This window comes from Vibrio sp. B1REV9 (assembly GCF_905175395.2).
GTDB classification, from domain to species: Bacteria; Pseudomonadota; Gammaproteobacteria; order Enterobacterales; family Vibrionaceae; genus Vibrio; species Vibrio alfacsensis.
On the sequence record NZ_CAJIMW020000221.1, the window covers coordinates 601,552 to 619,345 of the forward strand.

Below are 17,794 nucleotides of genomic sequence, written 5' to 3' on the forward strand. Positions count from 1 at the left end.
GATTATTTCACCTGTTTTATCACCTTGCCATCTTGTGGAAAATCATTTCGCCACATACGGCAGTTAATGGAATAACATGGGTAGTAATAAGTTGGGGTATCGTACATTCGCACACGTTCTTCTATCTTCCATAAGCGATAACCATCACCTTGAATAATTGGAAAAACATAGCGATGCTCACCAATTCGACCTTGCTCTTCCCCTGCACCTTTACCGACAACAGTAATAAGTCGTCCCTCACTAAAAGCAACGGGTTCCAAATAACCATCAAAATAAACCGCGAAACGACCTGTTGGCTCTTGATTGAGATCCGGCTTACCTGATTTGCTGATCGGAAGGTTAACGATCTCCAGACGAGTTTTGTTTTGTAGATTCTCAACATTCGCGATAACGCCACCAAGGCGAACATCCGTCGTTGTTTGACCTTGCTTCTGAGCGAACACTTTATAATCCGTCACAACCTGCTCAGTACTCGCATTTAATTCTTCAGGGAGTGAGCTGCAAGCAGATAACCAAAAAGCGGATACTATTACCAGTAAAATACGTCCAGAAAACTTCATAAAACCTCGCTATGTTACCCCACAATATTTATGGTGTTGGGGCGCTTCACACATAGATATCGACACCAAGCAATTGAGCAAGTTCCTCTTTTTTCGCTCGATTCATAACGTCCATATACTCTTCCATGGCTTTACGTGCTCGTCCCTCTGGTAAGTCATATTGGATTTGAGCACGGTGAATTTGCGATTCATCTACTTGTTTTATGGAATGCGCGACAGCGTTCGCCACTTTCGAGGGTTGACCAACACTCTGCTTCTCATGCGCTTTCTTTACCTGCCCCTTTTTACCGACTTTATTGGTACGATTCGCACCCGGTATTAACGCTGGAGGTAAACCATTGATAGACGCCATAACACTCCATAAAAAGACAAGGCATTCACCCTGTCTTATTTATATGAAAACTAAGTTTTGATAAAAATAAAGTCTCAATAAAAAAGTAAAACTACTCGCGACCCGGAAGTTTTTTCCACGTCACGTTATCACGCAAGTAAACCGGACTCGATTCTTCAACTGGCACGGTATTACCTTTCTCGAGTTCCTGCTTGGCAAGAATCACGATATCTTGCGAATCAGGGTAAAGCACATCACTGCCCGTTAAATTGAATGGCAGTTTGCTAAGGTCTTCTTGATAGGCATCCCAACCAGTACCCGCTTTAGTCCACGTTTTGTCGTCCGCTTGCGCTTCTTCTGCTAGACGGGCTGGTGGAATCACGCATTCTGAATCTACACCTGTCCATTCACCGTTCTCTTGGCGAGTGTAACGAGCCCAGTAAACTTCACTCATACGCGCATCAATAGCAACAGCTACATCTGTCGAACCGTGCAGGCGGTAACTAGCTTGCGCCATCGCAGCCAATGTCGAAATACCAATCATTGGTAGGTCAGCACCAAATGCTAAACCTTGTGCGATACCAATGCCGATACGAACGCCAGTAAAGCTGCCTGGACCACGACCAAACGCCAATGCGTCTAGATCTTGTAGAGTCAGACCCGCTTCTTTCAGTACTTCGTCTACCATAGGCAGTACTTTCTTAGTGTGGTCACGAGGAGCAACCTCACTGCGTGAAATCACTTGGTCATTAACCAGTAGCGCAACTGAACAGTTTTCAGTTGCTGTATCGATAGCAAGAATTTTTGCGCTCATGTAACTCTCTACAATTCTTCTTTGATTTATTAATGCCACAGCACATTTAGTCTGTGACAGATTGTTCTGTTTTCAGGAATGTCTTTATTCGTTCCAAATCCCGAGTCCTTGGAATTGGCGGTAAACTGCCGAGGAAGATGCCACCATAATCACGCGTCACCAAACGGTTATCACAAATGATTAACGCTCCACGGTCTTTTTGGTCTCGAATCAAACGTCCTACCCCCTGCTTTAACGTGATGACCGCATCAGGGATTTGTACTTCTGCAAATGGCTCTCCACCACGTAATCGACAGTCTTCGATTCGGGCTTTGAGTAGCGGATCATCAGGGGCAGTAAACGGTAATTTATCAATGATAACACAGCTCAGCGCATCACCTCTAACATCGATCCCTTCCCAGAATGCACCAGTCGCCACCAGCAGTGCATTACCCAGTTCCATAAACTCGGCAAGGGTCTTTTGTTTACTCATCTCACCTTGCATAAGCACGGGTAGATCAAGCACTTCTCGGAAACGCTCCCCAAGCTCACGCATCATGCTGTGCGAAGTACATAGGAAAAAACAACGACCATCATTTTCTTCAATGACCGGCGCAAGCATTCGCACCAGTTTATCAGCTAAACCCGGGCTATTGGGCTCTGGCAGATAACGCGGTACACACAGGCGAGCTTGCTGCTCGTAATCAAAAGGAGACGGTAACGAGAACTGCTGCTTAGGTTTCAGGCCCAATCGCTCAGTAAAATGCTTAAAGTCACCCGATACCGCGAGAGTTGCCGAGGTGAATATCCACGCACCTTGCTTGATTTCGATTTGCTCATGAAATTTATCCGCCACTGAAAGCGGAGTAATGTGCAAAGCAAAGTGACGTGGGGAGGTATCATACCAATAGGAATAACCAGTAATATCCACATCACACACGCGATCAATACGCCCTTTGATCAGGTTCGCGCGTTCAAAAGCAGTATCTAGCAATTGACTTCGGCCCAAAGCCAACTTCAATACATCAATCGCCAAATCTAAGCTGTCGATTAAACGCACCAATTCCCGCTTAATAGACTCCGACTGCATGGCTTCTCGCCAGTTGCCCCGAAAACCTGGTTCACCGAGCACAATGCGCATATCCATCGCACTTTGCATCAGTTTGTCGCCCACTTTTTGCAGTTGACGCATGTCTTTTGCTTCGGTGCGATAGGCGATTTCGATGTCTTTCGCCAGTTCATGAACTTGACGACTCGACACGGTTTGACCAAAGTACTCGCTCGCAATATCTGGCAACTGATGCGCTTCATCAAAAATGAACACATCCGCTTCCGGGATCAATTCGCCAAAGCCCGTTTCTTTGATCGCCAGATCGGCCAAAAACAGATGATGGTTAACGACTACGATGTCGGAATCCATCGCGCGTTTACGTGCTTTCAGAACAAAGCAATCGGTGTAACTTGGACAGTCTTTGCCTAAGCAATTGTCGTTGGTTGATGTAATAGTAGGAATGATCAAACTGTCTTCAGGCAAGTCCTCACAGTCGCCTAAGTCGCCGGTCTTAGTTTCCGATGACCAAGATCGTACTTTGACCAGTTGGGTCAATAATGTAGGGTCTGATTCATTGGTATGGCTTTCAACCATCTGTCGGCTTAGTCGATCCAAACACAAATAGTTGGAGCGCCCTTTTAACAACGCAACTTGTCCATAGAACCCAAGCGCACGCACCATTAACGGTAAATCGCGATGATACAACTGCTCTTGTAAGTTTTTTGACCCTGTACTGATGATGACCTTTTTGCCACTCAGTAGAGCAGGCACAAGGTAAGCAAAAGTTTTGCCTGTCCCCGTTCCGGCTTCAACCACCAGCTGAGTTTGTTCCTTGATCGCTTGACTGACCGCTTCTGCCATATCAATTTGCGGCTGGCGAGCTTGAAAGCCCGGGATTGCTTTGCCCAAAGCGCCTTCAGAAGAAAATGTTTTTGCGATCATGCCTGAGATCTATTGAGAAAAATTGCCGTGAGTATATCAGACGTTTAAGAATGACATCAGCCTGCAAACGACCCGAAGATGCCTCAACACTGATAATTTGTTGAAACCATGGCAAGAATAGATTATTTATGAAGTCAGATTGCAGTACGATTTATACAACCAAACTGAGTATGTATGTCGTAAGCGAATATATTAATGCAAGGAAGTATCTGACTTATGGAAAAGAAAACACTGTTAACCCACTGCAGCGATGCTCCGGGTTTGATCTCAAAAATCACCAATATTTGTTATAAACATCAGCTAAATATCGTTCACAACAGCGAGTTTGTTGATAATACCAGTGGGCACTTTTTCATGAGAACGGAATTGGAGGGTTACTTCAACGATCAAACGTTTCTTGCTGATTTAGACCAAGCCTTACCCCAAGGTGCTAAACGTCGCCTATTGGGTTCTCGTCGTAAACGTATTGTTATTCTCGTGACAAAAGAAGCACATTGCCTGGGTGACATTCTGATGAAGACCTATGACGGTAGCCTCGATGTGGAAATTGCAGCCGTTGTCGGTAACTACGATAAACTTCAAGGTCTTACTGAGCGCTTTGACATCCCATACCACTACGTAACACACGAAGATCTTTCTCGTGAAGAGCATGAACAGAAAATGATGGAAGTCATCAGTCAATATGAAGCTGATTACTTGGTATTGGCCAAATACATGCGTGTTCTAACCCCAACGTTTGTGGAGAAATATCGTCATAAAATCATCAATATTCACCACAGTTTCTTACCGGCATTCATTGGTGCGAAACCATATCAACAAGCCTATGAGCGCGGCGTAAAGATCATCGGTGCAACGGCGCATTTTGTCACTAACGACCTCGATGAGGGTCCGATCATTAAACAAGATGTTATTCCCGTTGATCACACATTCAGTGCTCAAGATATGGCGCAAGCAGGCCGAGACGTAGAGAAGAATGTATTGAGTAAAGCATTAAACAAAGTGCTCAATGACCATGTTTTTGTTTACGGAAACAAGACGGTTATTCTCTAAACATCTAACGTTTAAATACAAAAGGGTTGCAGTGCTCAGCAACCCTTTCTTCTATCTAGTCGTTCAAGAACTATCTAGTCGATCAAAAGCTCGCTTATTAAACCTGCTCAGACTCCACAATACGTTTGAGTGAATGCGGGTGTAACTTGATGCAAATACCTTGATACTTAAATGCAACCGTAGGGTTGTTTAAGCGCTCGCCCTCTCCTTTCGGACTCGATAGTTTGATCTTTACGCCCATCTCTTCCAACTGTTCAAAGCGCTCACCAAATGCAGGGTAAGTGTGTTTCAGGTCAGCTAAAAAATCGTCTGCTGTTTCAGCATGGGATGGAATCACAAACTCCACATGTTCCCAACTTTCTGCTGGGTATGATTTACCCTCGGCAGGGTATGGAAGCTCTAAACACTCAATCTTCCAACCGCGACTTTCTAATGCTTGTTCAAATGCAATCACAACAATTGGACGCCCATTGATTTTAGCTTGAGAAATCACTTTTCCATGCTGGCTCCAAGCTTGATGCGCTGCTTTTGCAGTCTCAGCATCATTAATACGAAGTGCAATATGATCCGCTTGAGCAAAACTCAGATCCAACCTCAACATCGAAGCCAAATCTTCTATCTTTGCCATAAAAGCATCGAGATCTTGAATCATTAATTCTGGTGTTAAGCGTTTTTCAATAAGTTGAGTCGTCATCATGGCTCTCTTTTAGGGCTGCTGTTTCTTTACTTTGCGCGCCATAGTAAACCTAAAATGGCCGATACCCAAACGACTTAAAACGAGTAGATTTGACGTATAACCTTGGATTCTAGCGTGAACATTTCCATTCAATCGAAAAAGTCTAAAATTCCCCAATTCCTCTCTGTATGAAAAGCAAGAAAGTTGTTATCATTACCCCCATTTTTGTGAACTCCAACAGAACTCGGCACTTACTTTTCCGGGTTCTTCGTCCTTGACTTGAAGGAAACGCGTGTGAATATCCAAGCACTTATTAATGACAAAGTATCTCAGGCTCTTGAAGCCGCTGGCGCACCTGCAGGCAGCCCTGCAGCCGTTCGTCAATCAGCAAAGCCACAATTTGGTGACTACCAAGCAAACGGCGTAATGGGCGTTGCTAAAAAACTGGGTACTAACCCTCGAGAGTTTGCACAGAAAGTACTGGATGTTCTAGACCTAGATGGCATTGCGAGCAAAACAGAAATCGCAGGCCCTGGTTTCATCAACATTTTCCTAAGCGAAGAGTTCCTAGCAAAGCAAGCTGAAGCAGCACTTGCTGACTCGCGTCTTGGCGTAGCGGCAGAAGAAGCACAAACTATCGTAGCTGACTACTCTGCTCCAAACGTTGCTAAAGAAATGCACGTTGGCCACCTACGCTCAACCATCATCGGTGATGCGGTAGTACGTACTCTTGAGTTCCTAGGTCACAAAGTGATCCGTGCGAACCACATCGGTGACTGGGGTACTCAGTTCGGCATGCTTATCGCAAACCTTGAGCGTGTACAACAAGAGTCTGGCGAAGTTTCTATGGAACTGGCTGACCTTGAAAGCTTCTACCGTGAATCGAAAAAGCTATACGACGAAGACGAAGAGTTTGCAGTAAAAGCTCGCGGCTACGTAGTGAAGCTTCAAAGCGGTGACGAGTTCTGCGCTGAAATGTGGAAGAAGCTAGTTGACGTAACTATGATCCAAAACCAACGCAACTACGATCGTCTAAACGTGTCTCTTACGCGTGATGACGTAATGGGCGAAAGCATGTACAACGACATGCTACCTAAAATCGTAGCAGATCTTAAAGCACAAGGTCTTGCAGTTGAAGATGACGGCGCACAAGTTGTTTTCCTAGAAGAATTCAAGAACAAAGACGGCGAAGCGATGGGCGTTATCGTTCAAAAACGCGACGGCGGCTTCCTATACACCACAACAGACATTGCTTGTGCAAAATACCGTTATGAAGAACTCGGCGCAGATCGTGTGCTTTACTTCATCGACTCTCGTCAGCACCAGCACCTAATGCAAGCTTGGACTATCGTTCGTAAAGCAGGTTACATCCCAGAATCTGTTTCTCTTGAACACCACGCGTTCGGCATGATGCTAGGTAAAGATGGTAAGCCATTCAAGACTCGTGCGGGCGGTACGGTTCGTCTAGCAGATCTTCTTGATGAAGCAGAAGTTCGTGCAGCGCAGCTGATCGAATCTAAGAACCCAGAACTGGCTGAAGACGAGAAGAAAGCGATCGCAAATACTGTTGCAATGGCAGCGGTTAAATACGCAGACCTTTCTAAGCACCGTACAACGGACTACGTGTTCGATTGGGACAACATGCTAGCGTTCGAGGGTAACACTGCTCCGTACATGCAATACGCTTACACTCGCGTAGCATCTATCTTCGCAAAAGCTGGCGTGTCTATGGATGAGCTACAAGGTGAAATCAAGATCACTGACGAGAAAGAAAAAGCGCTTATCGCAAAACTTATGCAGTTCGAAGAAGCGGTTCAATCTGTCGCTCGTGAAGGTCAACCACACATCATGTGTAGCTACCTATTCGAACTAGCAGGTCAATTCTCTAGCTTCTACGAAGCATGCCCGATCCTAGTTGCTGAAGACGAAGCAGTAAAACAAAGCCGCCTGAAACTTGCAGCACTAACAGCGAAGACCATCAAGCAAGGTCTGTCTCTACTAGGTATCAATACTCTAGAGCGCATGTAAGAAACGAATCAGAATTCGATATAATTAGAAAGGTTGACGTGAAAGCGTCAACCTTTTGTTTTATCTGACGTATACTGATTTCATCCAATTCAAACCGGACAATAATAATGAGTTTTGAACTGCACCCTCAATTAGCAAAAGATACCACTGTCATTGGTCACTTCCCGCTTTGTGTGGCCCTTCTGCATAAAGACAATGCCGTACCATGGGTTATCTTGGTACCAAAACGTGCAAACCTAAAAGAGCTGCACCACTTGCCAATGCAAGAGCAACAGCAGTTTTTGCTCGAATCTCAAGCGGTAAGCCAAGCACTGGAAGCGACATTTCGTCCTGACAAGATAAATCTTGGTGCTCTAGGCAACATGGTACCACAACTGCACATTCACCACATTGCTCGCTTTAAAGATGACATTGCATGGCCAGGGCCGGTTTGGGGCAATACCAAAGGTGAATTCCGTAAAGAAGAAGAGCAAAATGAATTGCTTGGTCGCATTAAAAACGTGCTGTCACTGAGCTCTATTTTCCAAAAGGCCTGAATTCACAAAATAGCTCTAGACAGATGATACTTATGAGTAAATAACGGTTCAATCTGGCTTGTTATCACCAACATTCATAGAACAGAAAAAGAAAAACCGCATCATTGCTGATGCGGCTTTGTCGTTTTTACGTGATAACTTTTTAGTGGCAATCGATGAGTGCTACATGGTCACTGTCAAAGATAAACCATCTTGTTTGGTTAATGAGTAGCGTACTCGAGTCACGTCATGAGCTTTATTAGTGTCAACTAAGCGGCTAATTTTACCCTTCTTAATCCACACGCTTAACATCGCATCGGCACCATCTTCACTCATCCCAAACTGCTTAGCCAGATCTGACTGGGAGACGGTTCCTTTGTCTGCAATGTATTGATAAAGCTCTTTTAAAATCATACGACTTGCACCTCTAGTGCGCCTTGTTGTTTCTTGCCAATTCGCTTAAATACGCGGTAAGTACCAAGGAAGATTGCCACGATCACCGCGATCCAAATACCACTGGTGATTGGACTATCTGCAAAATGCGTCAACTGGTTGTAAAACGTTGCACATAGGTAAGCGAGGCCCATTGTCCATACCGCAATAAAGCGTGCGAACTTATGACCGAATTCACGTACGTAAGCACCCATCGCCGCCACACATGGTGTGTACAATAGGATAAAGATCAAGTAAGCAAAGGCTGCATTGCCAGAAGCAAACTGAGATTTAATATTCCCGAAGATAGAAGCATCGACTTCTTGCTCTTCCGCGACTGCGTTTGAGTCGGTTAGGTCACCCACTTCAATGCCCAATGGATCAGAGTAGCTCAAACCAGCAAGGTTTTCAGGGATACTCATTACCGCTTCCTCTAGGCTAGCCATTAGATCAAACTCCGCTTCTTCGCCATCACTTGGTGTGGTGTATAAGCTATTAAGCGTGCCGACTACCGCTTCTTTTGCGAAGATACCAGTAATGATACCAACAGTCGCAGGCCAATTGTCTTCTTGAACGCCGATTGGTGAGAATACAGGAGTAACGACTTGTGCTGCTTTAGAAAGCACAGAGTTTTCACTGTCTTCGTTGCCAAAGCTTCCATCCATGCCAAGAGAGTTTAAAAAGCTGAGGATCGCAACCACAACGACGATTGTTTTACCTGCGCCTAGCACAAAACGTTTCAGTTTTTGCCAAGTCTTGATCACAACGTTTTGCACTGTTGGTAGTTCGTAGTCTGGCATTTCCATCACTAGGGTATCACTGCTACCAGGGTAAAGCGTATGCTTAAGAAATAGACCAGTAAAGATCGCAGCGACGATGCCAAGCAAGTAAAGTGCAAATACGATGTTTTGACCAGATCCTGGGAAGAATGCCGCTGCGAACAGAGCGTATACAGGCAGACGTGCTCCACATGACATAAATGGCGCCATTGATGCAGCCAGTTTACGTTCACGCTCTTGGTCTAGAGTGCGAGTCGCCATGATTGACGGCACGTTACAACCAAAACCAAGTACTAGCGGTACAAATGCTTTGCCCGGTAGGCCGATTTTCTGCATCACTTTATCAAGCACGAATGCTGCGCGAGCCATGTAACCTGAGCTTTCAAGCACGGCTAGGAACAAGTACAAACATGCGATCACCGGAATAAAGGTAGCAACCGTCTGGATACCACCACCGATACCATCAGCGATAATCGTCACTAACCAAACAGGCAGATGACCGTCTAAAAGATGGTGACCACCATCAACCAATAGAGCACCGACGCCAATATCGAAGAAATCAATGAACGCACTACCAATATTGATAGAGAACATGAACATCAAGTACATCACAACAAAGAAAAATGGGATGCCTACCCACTTATTCAAGATGAACTGGTCAAGTTTTTCAGTAACACTTCTGCTTAGTTTACCTTCACTACGACGAACTTTTTTACACTCTTCATGAAGATGCGTGTATTTAGTATCAGCAACATGCAAATCGACATCAAGTTCAAGCCCAGCAATCGCATTTTCAACCACATCACGATCCGCGTCGGACATACTATTTAGGACTAGAGCATCTTTCTCTAGTGCACGAATCGCCAAAGCACGATGAGAAACAGTTTGATCATTAAAAAGATTAGAGACGTTATCGATCGCCGCTTCCATCTGCTCGCCATAGTTCAATGACACATCTTTAAGAGCAACACCTTGAACGACAGATTTATGTAGCTTCTCTTTAAACTCTGCAACTTGTGCTTTATTTGTCGCAGACAAACTTACCACTGGGCAACCCAGTGTTTTTTCTAACTCTGCAACGTTGATGATTTGGCGCTCACGCTTAAGCGCATCCATTTTGTTCAGCACAACAATCATTGGCCGCCCAAGTTCACGCAACTGCAACGTCATATATAGAGAGCGTTCTAGACTTGTTGCGTCAACCACGTTGATGATCAAGTCAGCAGGGTGAGTAAGTACCGCACGAGATGCAATAGATTCGTCAATGCTGTTGCTATCGTTGCCACTGTCTAGAGAGTAGATGCCCGGTAAATCTGTTAGCGCAAAATCATCGCCGGCATGCTTAAACTGGCCAGTTTTTTCTCAACAGTCACACCAGCCCAGTTACCTACTTGCTGTTTCGCTCCGGTAAGGCCATTAAAAAGCGTCGTTTTACCACTGTTTGGGTTACCGACTGTAAGAATTTGGTATTGCATTATGCGCGCTCCACTTCGATGTTTTGTGCAATAGCTTCACGCAGCGCAACCGAAACGCCACGCACTTCGACTTGCAGTGGGTCCCCCATTGGAGCTCGTCGAATAACTTTCACTTCAGTATTAGGAAGTAAACCCATTACCATCAGCTTTTTTCTAACATCGGAAGTCAAACCTTCCAAAAGTCGAATCGTTGCTGTTTCGCCAGGCTTAATCTCTGATAACTTCATAACGGCCTTCAATAGTAGTGAAAATGATAAATATTATTATTAAGAATAATATCCAATCTTACTCTTCCGTGCACTAATATTCATTGTGTGAAATCAAAGATTTTACGAATGATTTAGTAAAGCAACTCGTCAAAACCGTAAATAAAAACCTCGTTACTTTTGTCAAAATTAACATTAAATCAAACTTTAACATCGGAAATGCAAAGATTAACCAATCAACGATAAAAATAAAGTTATTTTAAAACAATGGTTTAGGTGAAATTTGGCGTGTTGTCGGATTAATCATATAATTATGTCGTTAATTTTATAAGAAAAATAAGTAAGTCCTCGTATAGTTAATCCATCGAGAGGGCGACCTCTCAATTGAATTCCAGAGGTGGCATGGAAACATGCCACTCCGGCAGCAAGCGAAGGTGTCATTGACACCCGTGGTATAGTCCCCCCGGCTATACCACGATATTTTTTTCTATCTCTTATCTCTTATCTCTTATCTCTTATCTCTTATCTCTAGAACTTTCCTAATACTTGCTATGCTATTCAATGCGCATTCTAGTACTCACTATTTAAACTTGCCCTACTTTATCTCTAAACAAGCTAGCACCTAATATGCCCGTCAACGCAAAGCCCTCGCTAAAAGTCGCACACACATTTATATGAATTAATTTAAGATATGAATGCAGAGCCGAAGCTTAGGGGGCCTTTAACAGTCACACATCGATGATGTCTCTTACAAAAATAAAAAGCCCAGCGACTAGGCTGGGCTAAACAAGAAATCTATGGTGGCATCTACACACTCGCTTGGCTATCTTGAGTCATTGCAAATTTTGATGGGGGCAAACCAAAGTGCAGTTTAAACTTCTGGCTAAAATACGATGGGTCATTAAAGCCGCAGTTGAATGCCACTTCGCTGATTTTCTCTCCCGCAAGCAATTGCTCACAAGCTGTTTCTAATCTTACCTCTGTCAGGTAATCTTTTAACGTTCTTGAAGAAGCCGATTTAAATCGTCTTTGAAGACTTCGTTCAGACATAAAGAGCATCTTGGCCGCTGATGCCGTTCCAAACTCGGCATATGATAATGTTCATCGACTAACTGATAGACTTTTAACAGCCACTCTCTCTCCGCTGTCATGGTTTCTTCTTGCTGAGGTTCGTCAACAAATTCCGTTATGTTTTCCTCAACAGAAACCTGTTCTTGAGCTCGTGGCCAGAATATCTGAATCTTATTTTGCGCATCGGAGGTAAATATTGATAAATCACCGCCGCTAGCGTCGACTAAATCTTTCAGGTTATCAATGCTTAAATCACTGTTATTCATTAAGCGTGAATTCACCGCTTTATTCGACAATTGACTGCCATGGTCAATAAAACTCAGTGAAATGGTCTCATCGTTGTCTTCAATAATTACTTTAAGTGATTGCCCACGAAAAGAGCGCTTAATCACATTCGCGAATATACTGTTAAAAATGACATCAAGATTAAAGCTTACCAAGGCGATTCTGTGGGCTTTTTCTTCATCATGAAGATCGACACGAATGCCCACTTTATGGAAGTCTTCTTGCCATACATCAACAATAGATTGGGTAATTTGGCTCAAGTTATAGTTTTGGCTGTAGCCATTATTGCTCTCAGGTGCACGCTTCAATTCATTAAGCTGCCAATATGTCTTAGACAAATGGTCACTAGTGGCCGTATCAAGGTCGTTGAGTCTATTTTCCGCAATATAGTCAATACTCGCTTTAATCGAGAGTGCAACGTGATCAACCAATAAGTTTCTTACTTGAATTTGTTTCCTGAGTTGTTGATTGCTATTTAGTAGCACCCGGCTTTGATGCCTCAACTGATTTGTTTTTAACGTTACTTGCGCAGCCAGTTCTCGGTTTGCTTGTACAACATATCGAGAACGCCAATACACAACAACCACGACAAACAGCAATGAAGTTATCACAAACCCAATGATCGCTATCTTAGATAAATACCACGGTTTTAATACGGTAAACCGAGCTTCCAAGCCCACTTGATTATCTTTTCTCTGAGCATCATTACTCACTTGAAGGTGGTAATTCCCCGTATTCAAGTGTTCCAATGTCAACTGACGACCTTCAAGAACCTGCCAATTGTCTCCCTCATTCAATCGGTAATATATGTTTTGTCGGTCAGGATAAGGCATTACTCCGAATAAAAAACTCAACGACGATCCATAAGGCAATTCCATTCGCTCTAATTGTGCGCTTCCAACCTCTACAACGTTATCTTCAAATACGACCTGACTAACGATCAACTTTGACTCCGGAGTGTTTGAGACTAATAGCGTTGACGCGTCCGCCTTAACCAGCCCATATTGAGAGCCAAAAAATAATGTTCTTTCACGTCCGTCTCCATGACGTATATCGCAGACTCCCATCAAAAATTCGTTATTAATCAAGCCCGATGATGACGGGTAATGCGTAAGCAATTGACCTGAAAGTCGGTAATAACTCAAACCAACAGAAGATGATAACCAAACACCTTTTTCATCACTAACCATACAAGCAGGTCGAGAATTCGGCACACTAAGTTCAACTACTTTTTTTAGCCTGCTCCCCGGAACCGTTTTGAATACACCGTAAGAAGAGGCAAACCACTGAGCACCATCAGCCGCGGTTACCATATCGACTGATTCACCATACTGCTGAGAAAAATCATTGAAGCGAATCCTTTCACCATCATATTCATACACACCGTGGTCAGTACCAATAAGTAGCGAGGAATCATAAGCATATAGCCGGGTGAGCTTGGCTGGTAAGTATCGACTTACAATCCAATCACTCCCCAAACTGTGCACCTTTTGTTTTTCAATATTGAGATTGAATAAATGGTAGCCACTTGAAAGCCAGATCTGCTGGGCATCGTTAGAAACAATATGATCAATAGCTTTCTCTGAAAATTGGGATAAGAAAGGTAAGGTAACGAGGTTATAGTCCTCCATGCTCCTAAGTTCTAGGCCCTCAGATGTCGCTAACCAAAGATAGCCATCAAGCAAAGTAAACACATTAATTCTCGATGGCACTTGAAGCACCTGATAGATCCCCGTAGGTGTCGAGCGGTACAACCTATGATCGTCTGAGAACCATAGCGAACCATCTGAACCGACTTCTGTTTGGCGAATTCGCCCTGAGAGTGACTGAGAGCCATGGCGACTAAAAACAATACGCTCAAACTGCTTACTGAACAGCGAATAATAACGAATGCCTTGATTGGTTGCGATCCACATCCCGCCCATGTTGTCATTGAGTAAGGCGTAAATCTTTGTATCGGCGAGTTCCAACTCTAAAAAACTTGCCGGTGCGACTTTAGTAATGTCACCGGTTAAAAACGAGTACAAATACAAGCCATGTTCCGTGCCGATCCAATATTCCTTATTGCTTTCAGCAAACGTCAGCACATGCGATTCACCAATTCGAACCACTGGCTGACTCGGATCGTAAATATTAAAAACAAGTGCGCCTTTTAAGGTTCCGACTAATATTTCACGCCGAGCTGGTGAGTAATACACTTTTTCGATGTAATTCTTACCAGAACTCGTAACATGGTTAAACCGCTCACCATCTGACAAATAAACACCAGATGTTGTAGCAAGCACCCACTTAGTTTCTATAAAAATTGCGTCATTAATGTAAACATAGCTGTTGTTGCTGTGTTGATACAAGTGCAATAAAGAGGTCGATGTCAGCTCGTTAGTTGAAAGGTCATAAGTGTAGAAGTTCGCGCCATCGCTCACCCAAATGTAATTCCCTGATGCACCAATTTTTCGAATTTGCGCACCTGGGTTCAAACTAAAAATTAGTTGTCGCTCTTGATTTGGATAAGCTTGATAAACTTCATTTTCAACGAATGTCCAAAAGGAGCCTTTGTGAAAGGTTAGCTGTTCAGCTTGGTGATGCAGAAAACTACCGGACTTCGGCAGTGTATTTTGACCATCGTAAAAGAGCACCCGGCCATGGACATCGTGAATCCACAATCCCCCTTGGGCCCCAAGAAATAGCTGTTTTGCTGCAACGAACGTCCCCTCTGCCTGGCTTGGTAGAGGATAAAATATGGAATTTGAGCCATTCAAAGCAAAAACTGGGAATGAAAGTAAGAGCCCCAGGAAAACTTGGAGCAAATAACGCAGCAAGATGAATATCCTTTATTCAATAATGATGAGCCGCTCTAGTACTCGTTAGACGTAAATCTAAAGGCCTATGTAGTTATTTTGAGCGGCTAATTATGAATAATAATATCTTAAATACAGACGGATAAAAGTATCGCCTTAACTAAGGTTGCAATTCTTACTGTGAGATCACGATAAATACAGATTCAATTTAAGATCTAAAGCGCATTACTGCTTACTCTGCAAGCACTGACTAAAGTTATTTGACAGTGTTTTGAGAAATACGAAGTAACTACCAGGCTGCACTTCAATCTCGCTACCCAAAGGATCAAGCACACCAGTTCCGACATCGCTCCCACGCATAACACTCTCGATCACTGCCGGGGTAAATTGAGGTTCTGAGAAAACACAAGCAACCTCACCAGATGCAAGCGTTTTGCGAATATGAATCAGTGTTTTGGCTCCTGGTTTACGGTCTGGTGATACGGTGAAGTGCCCCAATTGGTTTAATTGGTAACGCTCCTCAAAATATCCATAAGCATCATGGAAGACAAAATAGCCATTATTTTGGACAGGCGTAAGCTGCTGCTTAATCTCTGCGTCTGTCGCTTTAAGCTGCTCCTTGAATTTTTGCAAATTCTTAGCATAGACATTCGCATTGCTTGGATCCACTTCCGCCAGTTTGTTAGCAATAACATTTGCTACTTGCTCAACTGGTGCAATTCCTAACCAAAAGTGCGGATCATGAGTGCCGTGATTGTGGCCATCATGATCATGCTCACTACCAAACTCACGTAACGACAAATCTGGGATTTGGCTCAATGTTAAAGTATTGTCTCTATCAGTCACCACTTTTTCCAAAAACGGTTCAAGATCATGACCAAACCAAATAACGAGATCAGCTGATGAAACTTTCTTAACGTCAGACGGGCGCAGTGCATAATCGTGTGGCGAGGCATTACTCTGGAGTAAGACATCGGGAGTCGTCACACCATCCGTTAGCTCAGTTGTGATCATTTGAATCGGCTTAATACTGGTTAAAACCGTTACCGCATGAGCAGGCAAAGCTAACATTACTGAGACTGCAAGAATTATAGTTCTTTTCATAGTTTTACTTGGGGTATGGCGTTGAAAGTGCCATAATGTTACATTATAACACAATTGATTTGCAAATGAGTTTCATTCATGTCTTCACTAGTCCGTCTTGAACACCTGTGCGTCGAATTCGATGACCGTAGAGTTCTCGACAATATCACCATGGAATTAGAAAAGGGCAAAATCACTACCCTAATTGGTCCCAACGGAGCGGGAAAATCGACATTAGTTAAAGTTATTTTAGGTCTACAAAAGCCAACCAGTGGCCAATTGACTAAAAAGCGCAAACTAAAAATTGGTTACGTTCCGCAGAAGCTGAAGCTTAATGACTCACTGCCGCTAAACGTTATCCGTTTTTTAAATTTAGCAGGAAAATACAGTAAACAAGAATGTATTGAAGCACTTAAACTTGTCGGAGCCGATCATCTGATTGGCAGCAATATGCATCGACTTTCTGGCGGTGAAAACCAACGCGTATTGTTAGCTCGAGCTTTATTGCAACGGCCAGAGCTTCTTGTGCTTGACGAACCTGCTCAAGGTGTTGATGTTCAAGGTCAAATTGATTTATATGACCTCATTGAAAGCATTCGCCATCGTTTTGATTGTGGCGTATTTATGGTATCCCATGACTTGCATTTAGTGATGGCAAAAACCGATGACGTCATTTGCCTCCACCATCATGTATGCTGCTCAGGCTCTCCTGCGACGATTACACAACATCCGTCTTACATTGCGTTATTCGGCAATGCAACACGAGAATCTTTGGCATTTTATCACCACGATCACGAGCATCACCATCACGATTTATCCGGTTCACCAGTAAAAGGGGATGCGAACGCTTGCACTCACCATTCACATGGGCATCATCAACATGATTGAATTTCTATTACCCTCAATCCTGGCCGGTATTGGTATTGCAATTATCGCAGGTCCACTAGGTTCATTCGTAGTTTGGCGCAAAATGGCCTACTTTGGAGATACACTCGCACACGCTTCCTTAATGGGACTGGCGCTTGGTTTTCTGCTCAATGTAAACCTATATCTCGCTTTATTAGTCTGCTGTTTAGCACTCGCTGTACTATTGGTGACTCTGCAAAAACAACAGCTCGTTGCTACCGACACCCTACTCGGTATTTTGGCCCACAGTGCACTTTCGATCGGCTTAGTCTCAGTGAGTTTTTTAGATAATGTTCGTATTGATCTAATGAGCTACTTATTTGGTGATTTACTTGCAGTATCTCCTCAAGATTTGATGTTCATCTATGCTGGTGTTGTTGCCGTTAGTGCATGCTTGTACATATTCTGGCGTCCTTTACTATCAAGTACTGTTAGCGAAGAATTAGCCGCTGTCGAGGGCGTAAATACTGACTTGGTTCGTTTAGTTCTAATGCTAATGGTGGGTGTAGTAATCGCAGTCGGCATGAAGTTTGTTGGTGCACTGATTATGACTTCCCTATTAATCATCCCAGCAGCAACCGCTCGTAAAGTATCATCATCACCGGAGCAAATGGCCTTTTTCGCTTCAATCATTGGTTCGATCGCGGTGCTCATGGGCTTAAGCCTCTCGTGGCACTTTGATACACCTGCAGGCCCATCCGTTGTGATTAGTGCGACAAGTTTGTTTATGTTAAGCCAGCTAATCCGACGCAAAGCTTAGATTATTAAAAACGATTAAGCCATTGAAAATAAAAAACAAAAAAGCCTGCAACA

At 43.6% G+C, this 17,794-nt stretch carries 13 protein-coding genes and 2 pseudogenes; 5 read left to right on the forward strand and 10 right to left on the reverse strand.

Features of this window, described 5'->3' with window-relative positions:
• Window positions 1-2: 2 nt before the first annotated feature.
• The 4 genes from KHN78_RS03125 to KHN78_RS03140 form a co-directional block, all read right to left on the reverse strand.
• Entirely contained in the window at window positions 3-560 is a 558-nt protein-coding gene (locus KHN78_RS03125) for a Slp family lipoprotein (RefSeq protein WP_211919782.1), read from the reverse strand.
• A 46-nt stretch (window positions 561-606) separates the two neighbouring features.
• Window positions 607-912 carry a chromosome partitioning protein ParA gene (locus KHN78_RS03130; RefSeq protein ID WP_128811341.1) on the reverse strand — a complete coding sequence of 102 codons (306 nt, stop codon included), beginning with the start codon at window positions 910-912 and terminating at the stop codon, window positions 607-609.
• 91 nt (window positions 913-1,003) lie between these two features.
• Window positions 1,004-1,705: a tRNA (adenosine(37)-N6)-threonylcarbamoyltransferase complex dimerization subunit type 1 TsaB gene (tsaB, locus tag KHN78_RS03135; RefSeq protein ID WP_211919783.1), complete on the reverse strand. Its 702-nt coding sequence runs from the start codon at window positions 1,703-1,705 to the stop codon at window positions 1,004-1,006.
• 46 nt (window positions 1,706-1,751) lie between these two features.
• Window positions 1,752-3,677 (reverse strand): ATP-dependent DNA helicase, encoded by a 1,926-nt coding sequence (locus KHN78_RS03140; protein ID WP_211919784.1) that lies wholly within the window; start codon window positions 3,675-3,677, stop codon window positions 1,752-1,754.
• 216 nt (window positions 3,678-3,893) lie between these two features.
• Between KHN78_RS03140 and purU the strand changes: the two genes are divergently transcribed.
• The gene (gene purU, locus KHN78_RS03145; RefSeq protein ID WP_211919785.1) at window positions 3,894-4,727 is read left to right on the forward strand and encodes a formyltetrahydrofolate deformylase; all 834 of its coding nucleotides are present in this window, start codon (window positions 3,894-3,896) and stop codon (window positions 4,725-4,727) included.
• 97 nt (window positions 4,728-4,824) lie between these two features.
• Here the strand turns inward: purU and KHN78_RS03150 are convergent, their stop codons facing one another.
• Window positions 4,825-5,421: a VOC family protein gene (locus KHN78_RS03150; RefSeq protein WP_211919974.1), complete on the reverse strand. Its 597-nt coding sequence runs from the start codon at window positions 5,419-5,421 to the stop codon at window positions 4,825-4,827.
• Window positions 5,422-5,697: 276 nt separating this feature from the next.
• Between KHN78_RS03150 and argS the strand changes: the two genes are divergently transcribed.
• Both argS and KHN78_RS03160 read left to right on the forward strand, forming a co-directional pair.
• Window positions 5,698-7,431, forward strand: coding sequence for an arginine--tRNA ligase (gene argS, locus KHN78_RS03155; protein ID WP_211919786.1), 1,734 nt, complete (start codon window positions 5,698-5,700; stop codon window positions 7,429-7,431).
• Between the two features lie 107 nt (window positions 7,432-7,538).
• Window positions 7,539-7,967 (forward strand): HIT family protein, encoded by a 429-nt coding sequence (locus tag KHN78_RS03160; RefSeq protein ID WP_211919787.1) that lies wholly within the window; start codon window positions 7,539-7,541, stop codon window positions 7,965-7,967.
• 162 nt (window positions 7,968-8,129) lie between these two features.
• Here the strand turns inward: KHN78_RS03160 and KHN78_RS03165 are convergent, their stop codons facing one another.
• From KHN78_RS03165 to KHN78_RS03185, 5 genes and pseudogenes are all read right to left on the reverse strand, one after another.
• A complete protein-coding gene (locus KHN78_RS03165; RefSeq protein WP_211919788.1) occupies window positions 8,130-8,360 on the reverse strand; it encodes a FeoC-like transcriptional regulator in 231 nt (76 codons plus the stop codon).
• A pseudogene (gene feoB / locus KHN78_RS03170) lies at window positions 8,357-10,632 on the reverse strand (Fe(2+) transporter permease subunit FeoB). Before feoB ends, KHN78_RS03165 begins: the two are co-directional and overlap by 4 nt.
• A complete protein-coding gene (locus tag KHN78_RS03175) occupies window positions 10,632-10,859 on the reverse strand; it encodes a ferrous iron transport protein A (protein ID WP_128811348.1) in 228 nt (75 codons plus the stop codon). Before KHN78_RS03175 ends, feoB begins: the two are co-directional and overlap by 1 nt.
• A gap of 786 nt (window positions 10,860-11,645) precedes the next feature.
• Window positions 11,646-15,013: pseudogene (locus KHN78_RS03180) on the reverse strand (AraC family transcriptional regulator).
• A 204-nt stretch (window positions 15,014-15,217) separates the two neighbouring features.
• Window positions 15,218-16,096, reverse strand: coding sequence for a zinc ABC transporter substrate-binding protein (locus KHN78_RS03185; RefSeq protein ID WP_211919789.1), 879 nt, complete (start codon window positions 16,094-16,096; stop codon window positions 15,218-15,220).
• Window positions 16,097-16,174: 78 nt separating this feature from the next.
• Between KHN78_RS03185 and znuC the strand changes: the two genes are divergently transcribed.
• Together znuC and znuB are read left to right on the forward strand one after the other, a co-directional pair.
• Window positions 16,175-16,963: a zinc ABC transporter ATP-binding protein ZnuC gene (gene znuC / locus KHN78_RS03190; RefSeq protein WP_211919790.1), complete on the forward strand. Its 789-nt coding sequence runs from the start codon at window positions 16,175-16,177 to the stop codon at window positions 16,961-16,963.
• Entirely contained in the window at window positions 16,956-17,741 is a 786-nt protein-coding gene (gene znuB / locus KHN78_RS03195) for a zinc ABC transporter permease subunit ZnuB (protein WP_128812325.1), read from the forward strand. The genes znuC and znuB overlap by 8 nt, the downstream gene beginning before the upstream one ends.
• The last annotated feature ends 53 nt before the right edge of the window (window positions 17,742-17,794 follow it).

Excerpts from the sequence above, each read along its gene's own strand:
- tsaB (WP_211919783.1), bottom strand. The coding sequence starts at position 1,705 with ATGAGCGCAAAAATTCTTGCTATCGATACAGCAACTGAAAACTGTTCA.
- KHN78_RS03130 (WP_128811341.1), bottom strand. The coding sequence starts at position 912 with ATGGCGTCTATCAATGGTTTACCTCCAGCGTTAATACCGGGTGCGAAT.
- znuB (WP_128812325.1), top strand. The coding sequence starts at position 16,956 with ATGATTGAATTTCTATTACCCTCAATCCTGGCCGGTATTGGTATTGCA.
- KHN78_RS03175 (WP_128811348.1), bottom strand. The coding sequence starts at position 10,859 with ATGAAGTTATCAGAGATTAAGCCTGGCGAAACAGCAACGATTCGACTT.
- KHN78_RS03125 (WP_211919782.1), bottom strand. The coding sequence starts at position 560 with ATGAAGTTTTCTGGACGTATTTTACTGGTAATAGTATCCGCTTTTTGG.
- znuC (WP_211919790.1), top strand. The coding sequence starts at position 16,175 with ATGTCTTCACTAGTCCGTCTTGAACACCTGTGCGTCGAATTCGATGAC.
- KHN78_RS03160 (WP_211919787.1), top strand. The coding sequence starts at position 7,539 with ATGAGTTTTGAACTGCACCCTCAATTAGCAAAAGATACCACTGTCATT.
- KHN78_RS03150 (WP_211919974.1), bottom strand. The coding sequence starts at position 5,421 with ATGACGACTCAACTTATTGAAAAACGCTTAACACCAGAATTAATGATT.
- KHN78_RS03165 (WP_211919788.1), bottom strand. The coding sequence starts at position 8,360 with ATGATTTTAAAAGAGCTTTATCAATACATTGCAGACAAAGGAACCGTC.
- purU (WP_211919785.1), top strand. The coding sequence starts at position 3,894 with ATGGAAAAGAAAACACTGTTAACCCACTGCAGCGATGCTCCGGGTTTG.
- KHN78_RS03140 (WP_211919784.1), bottom strand. The coding sequence starts at position 3,677 with ATGATCGCAAAAACATTTTCTTCTGAAGGCGCTTTGGGCAAAGCAATC.
- KHN78_RS03185 (WP_211919789.1), bottom strand. The coding sequence starts at position 16,096 with ATGAAAAGAACTATAATTCTTGCAGTCTCAGTAATGTTAGCTTTGCCT.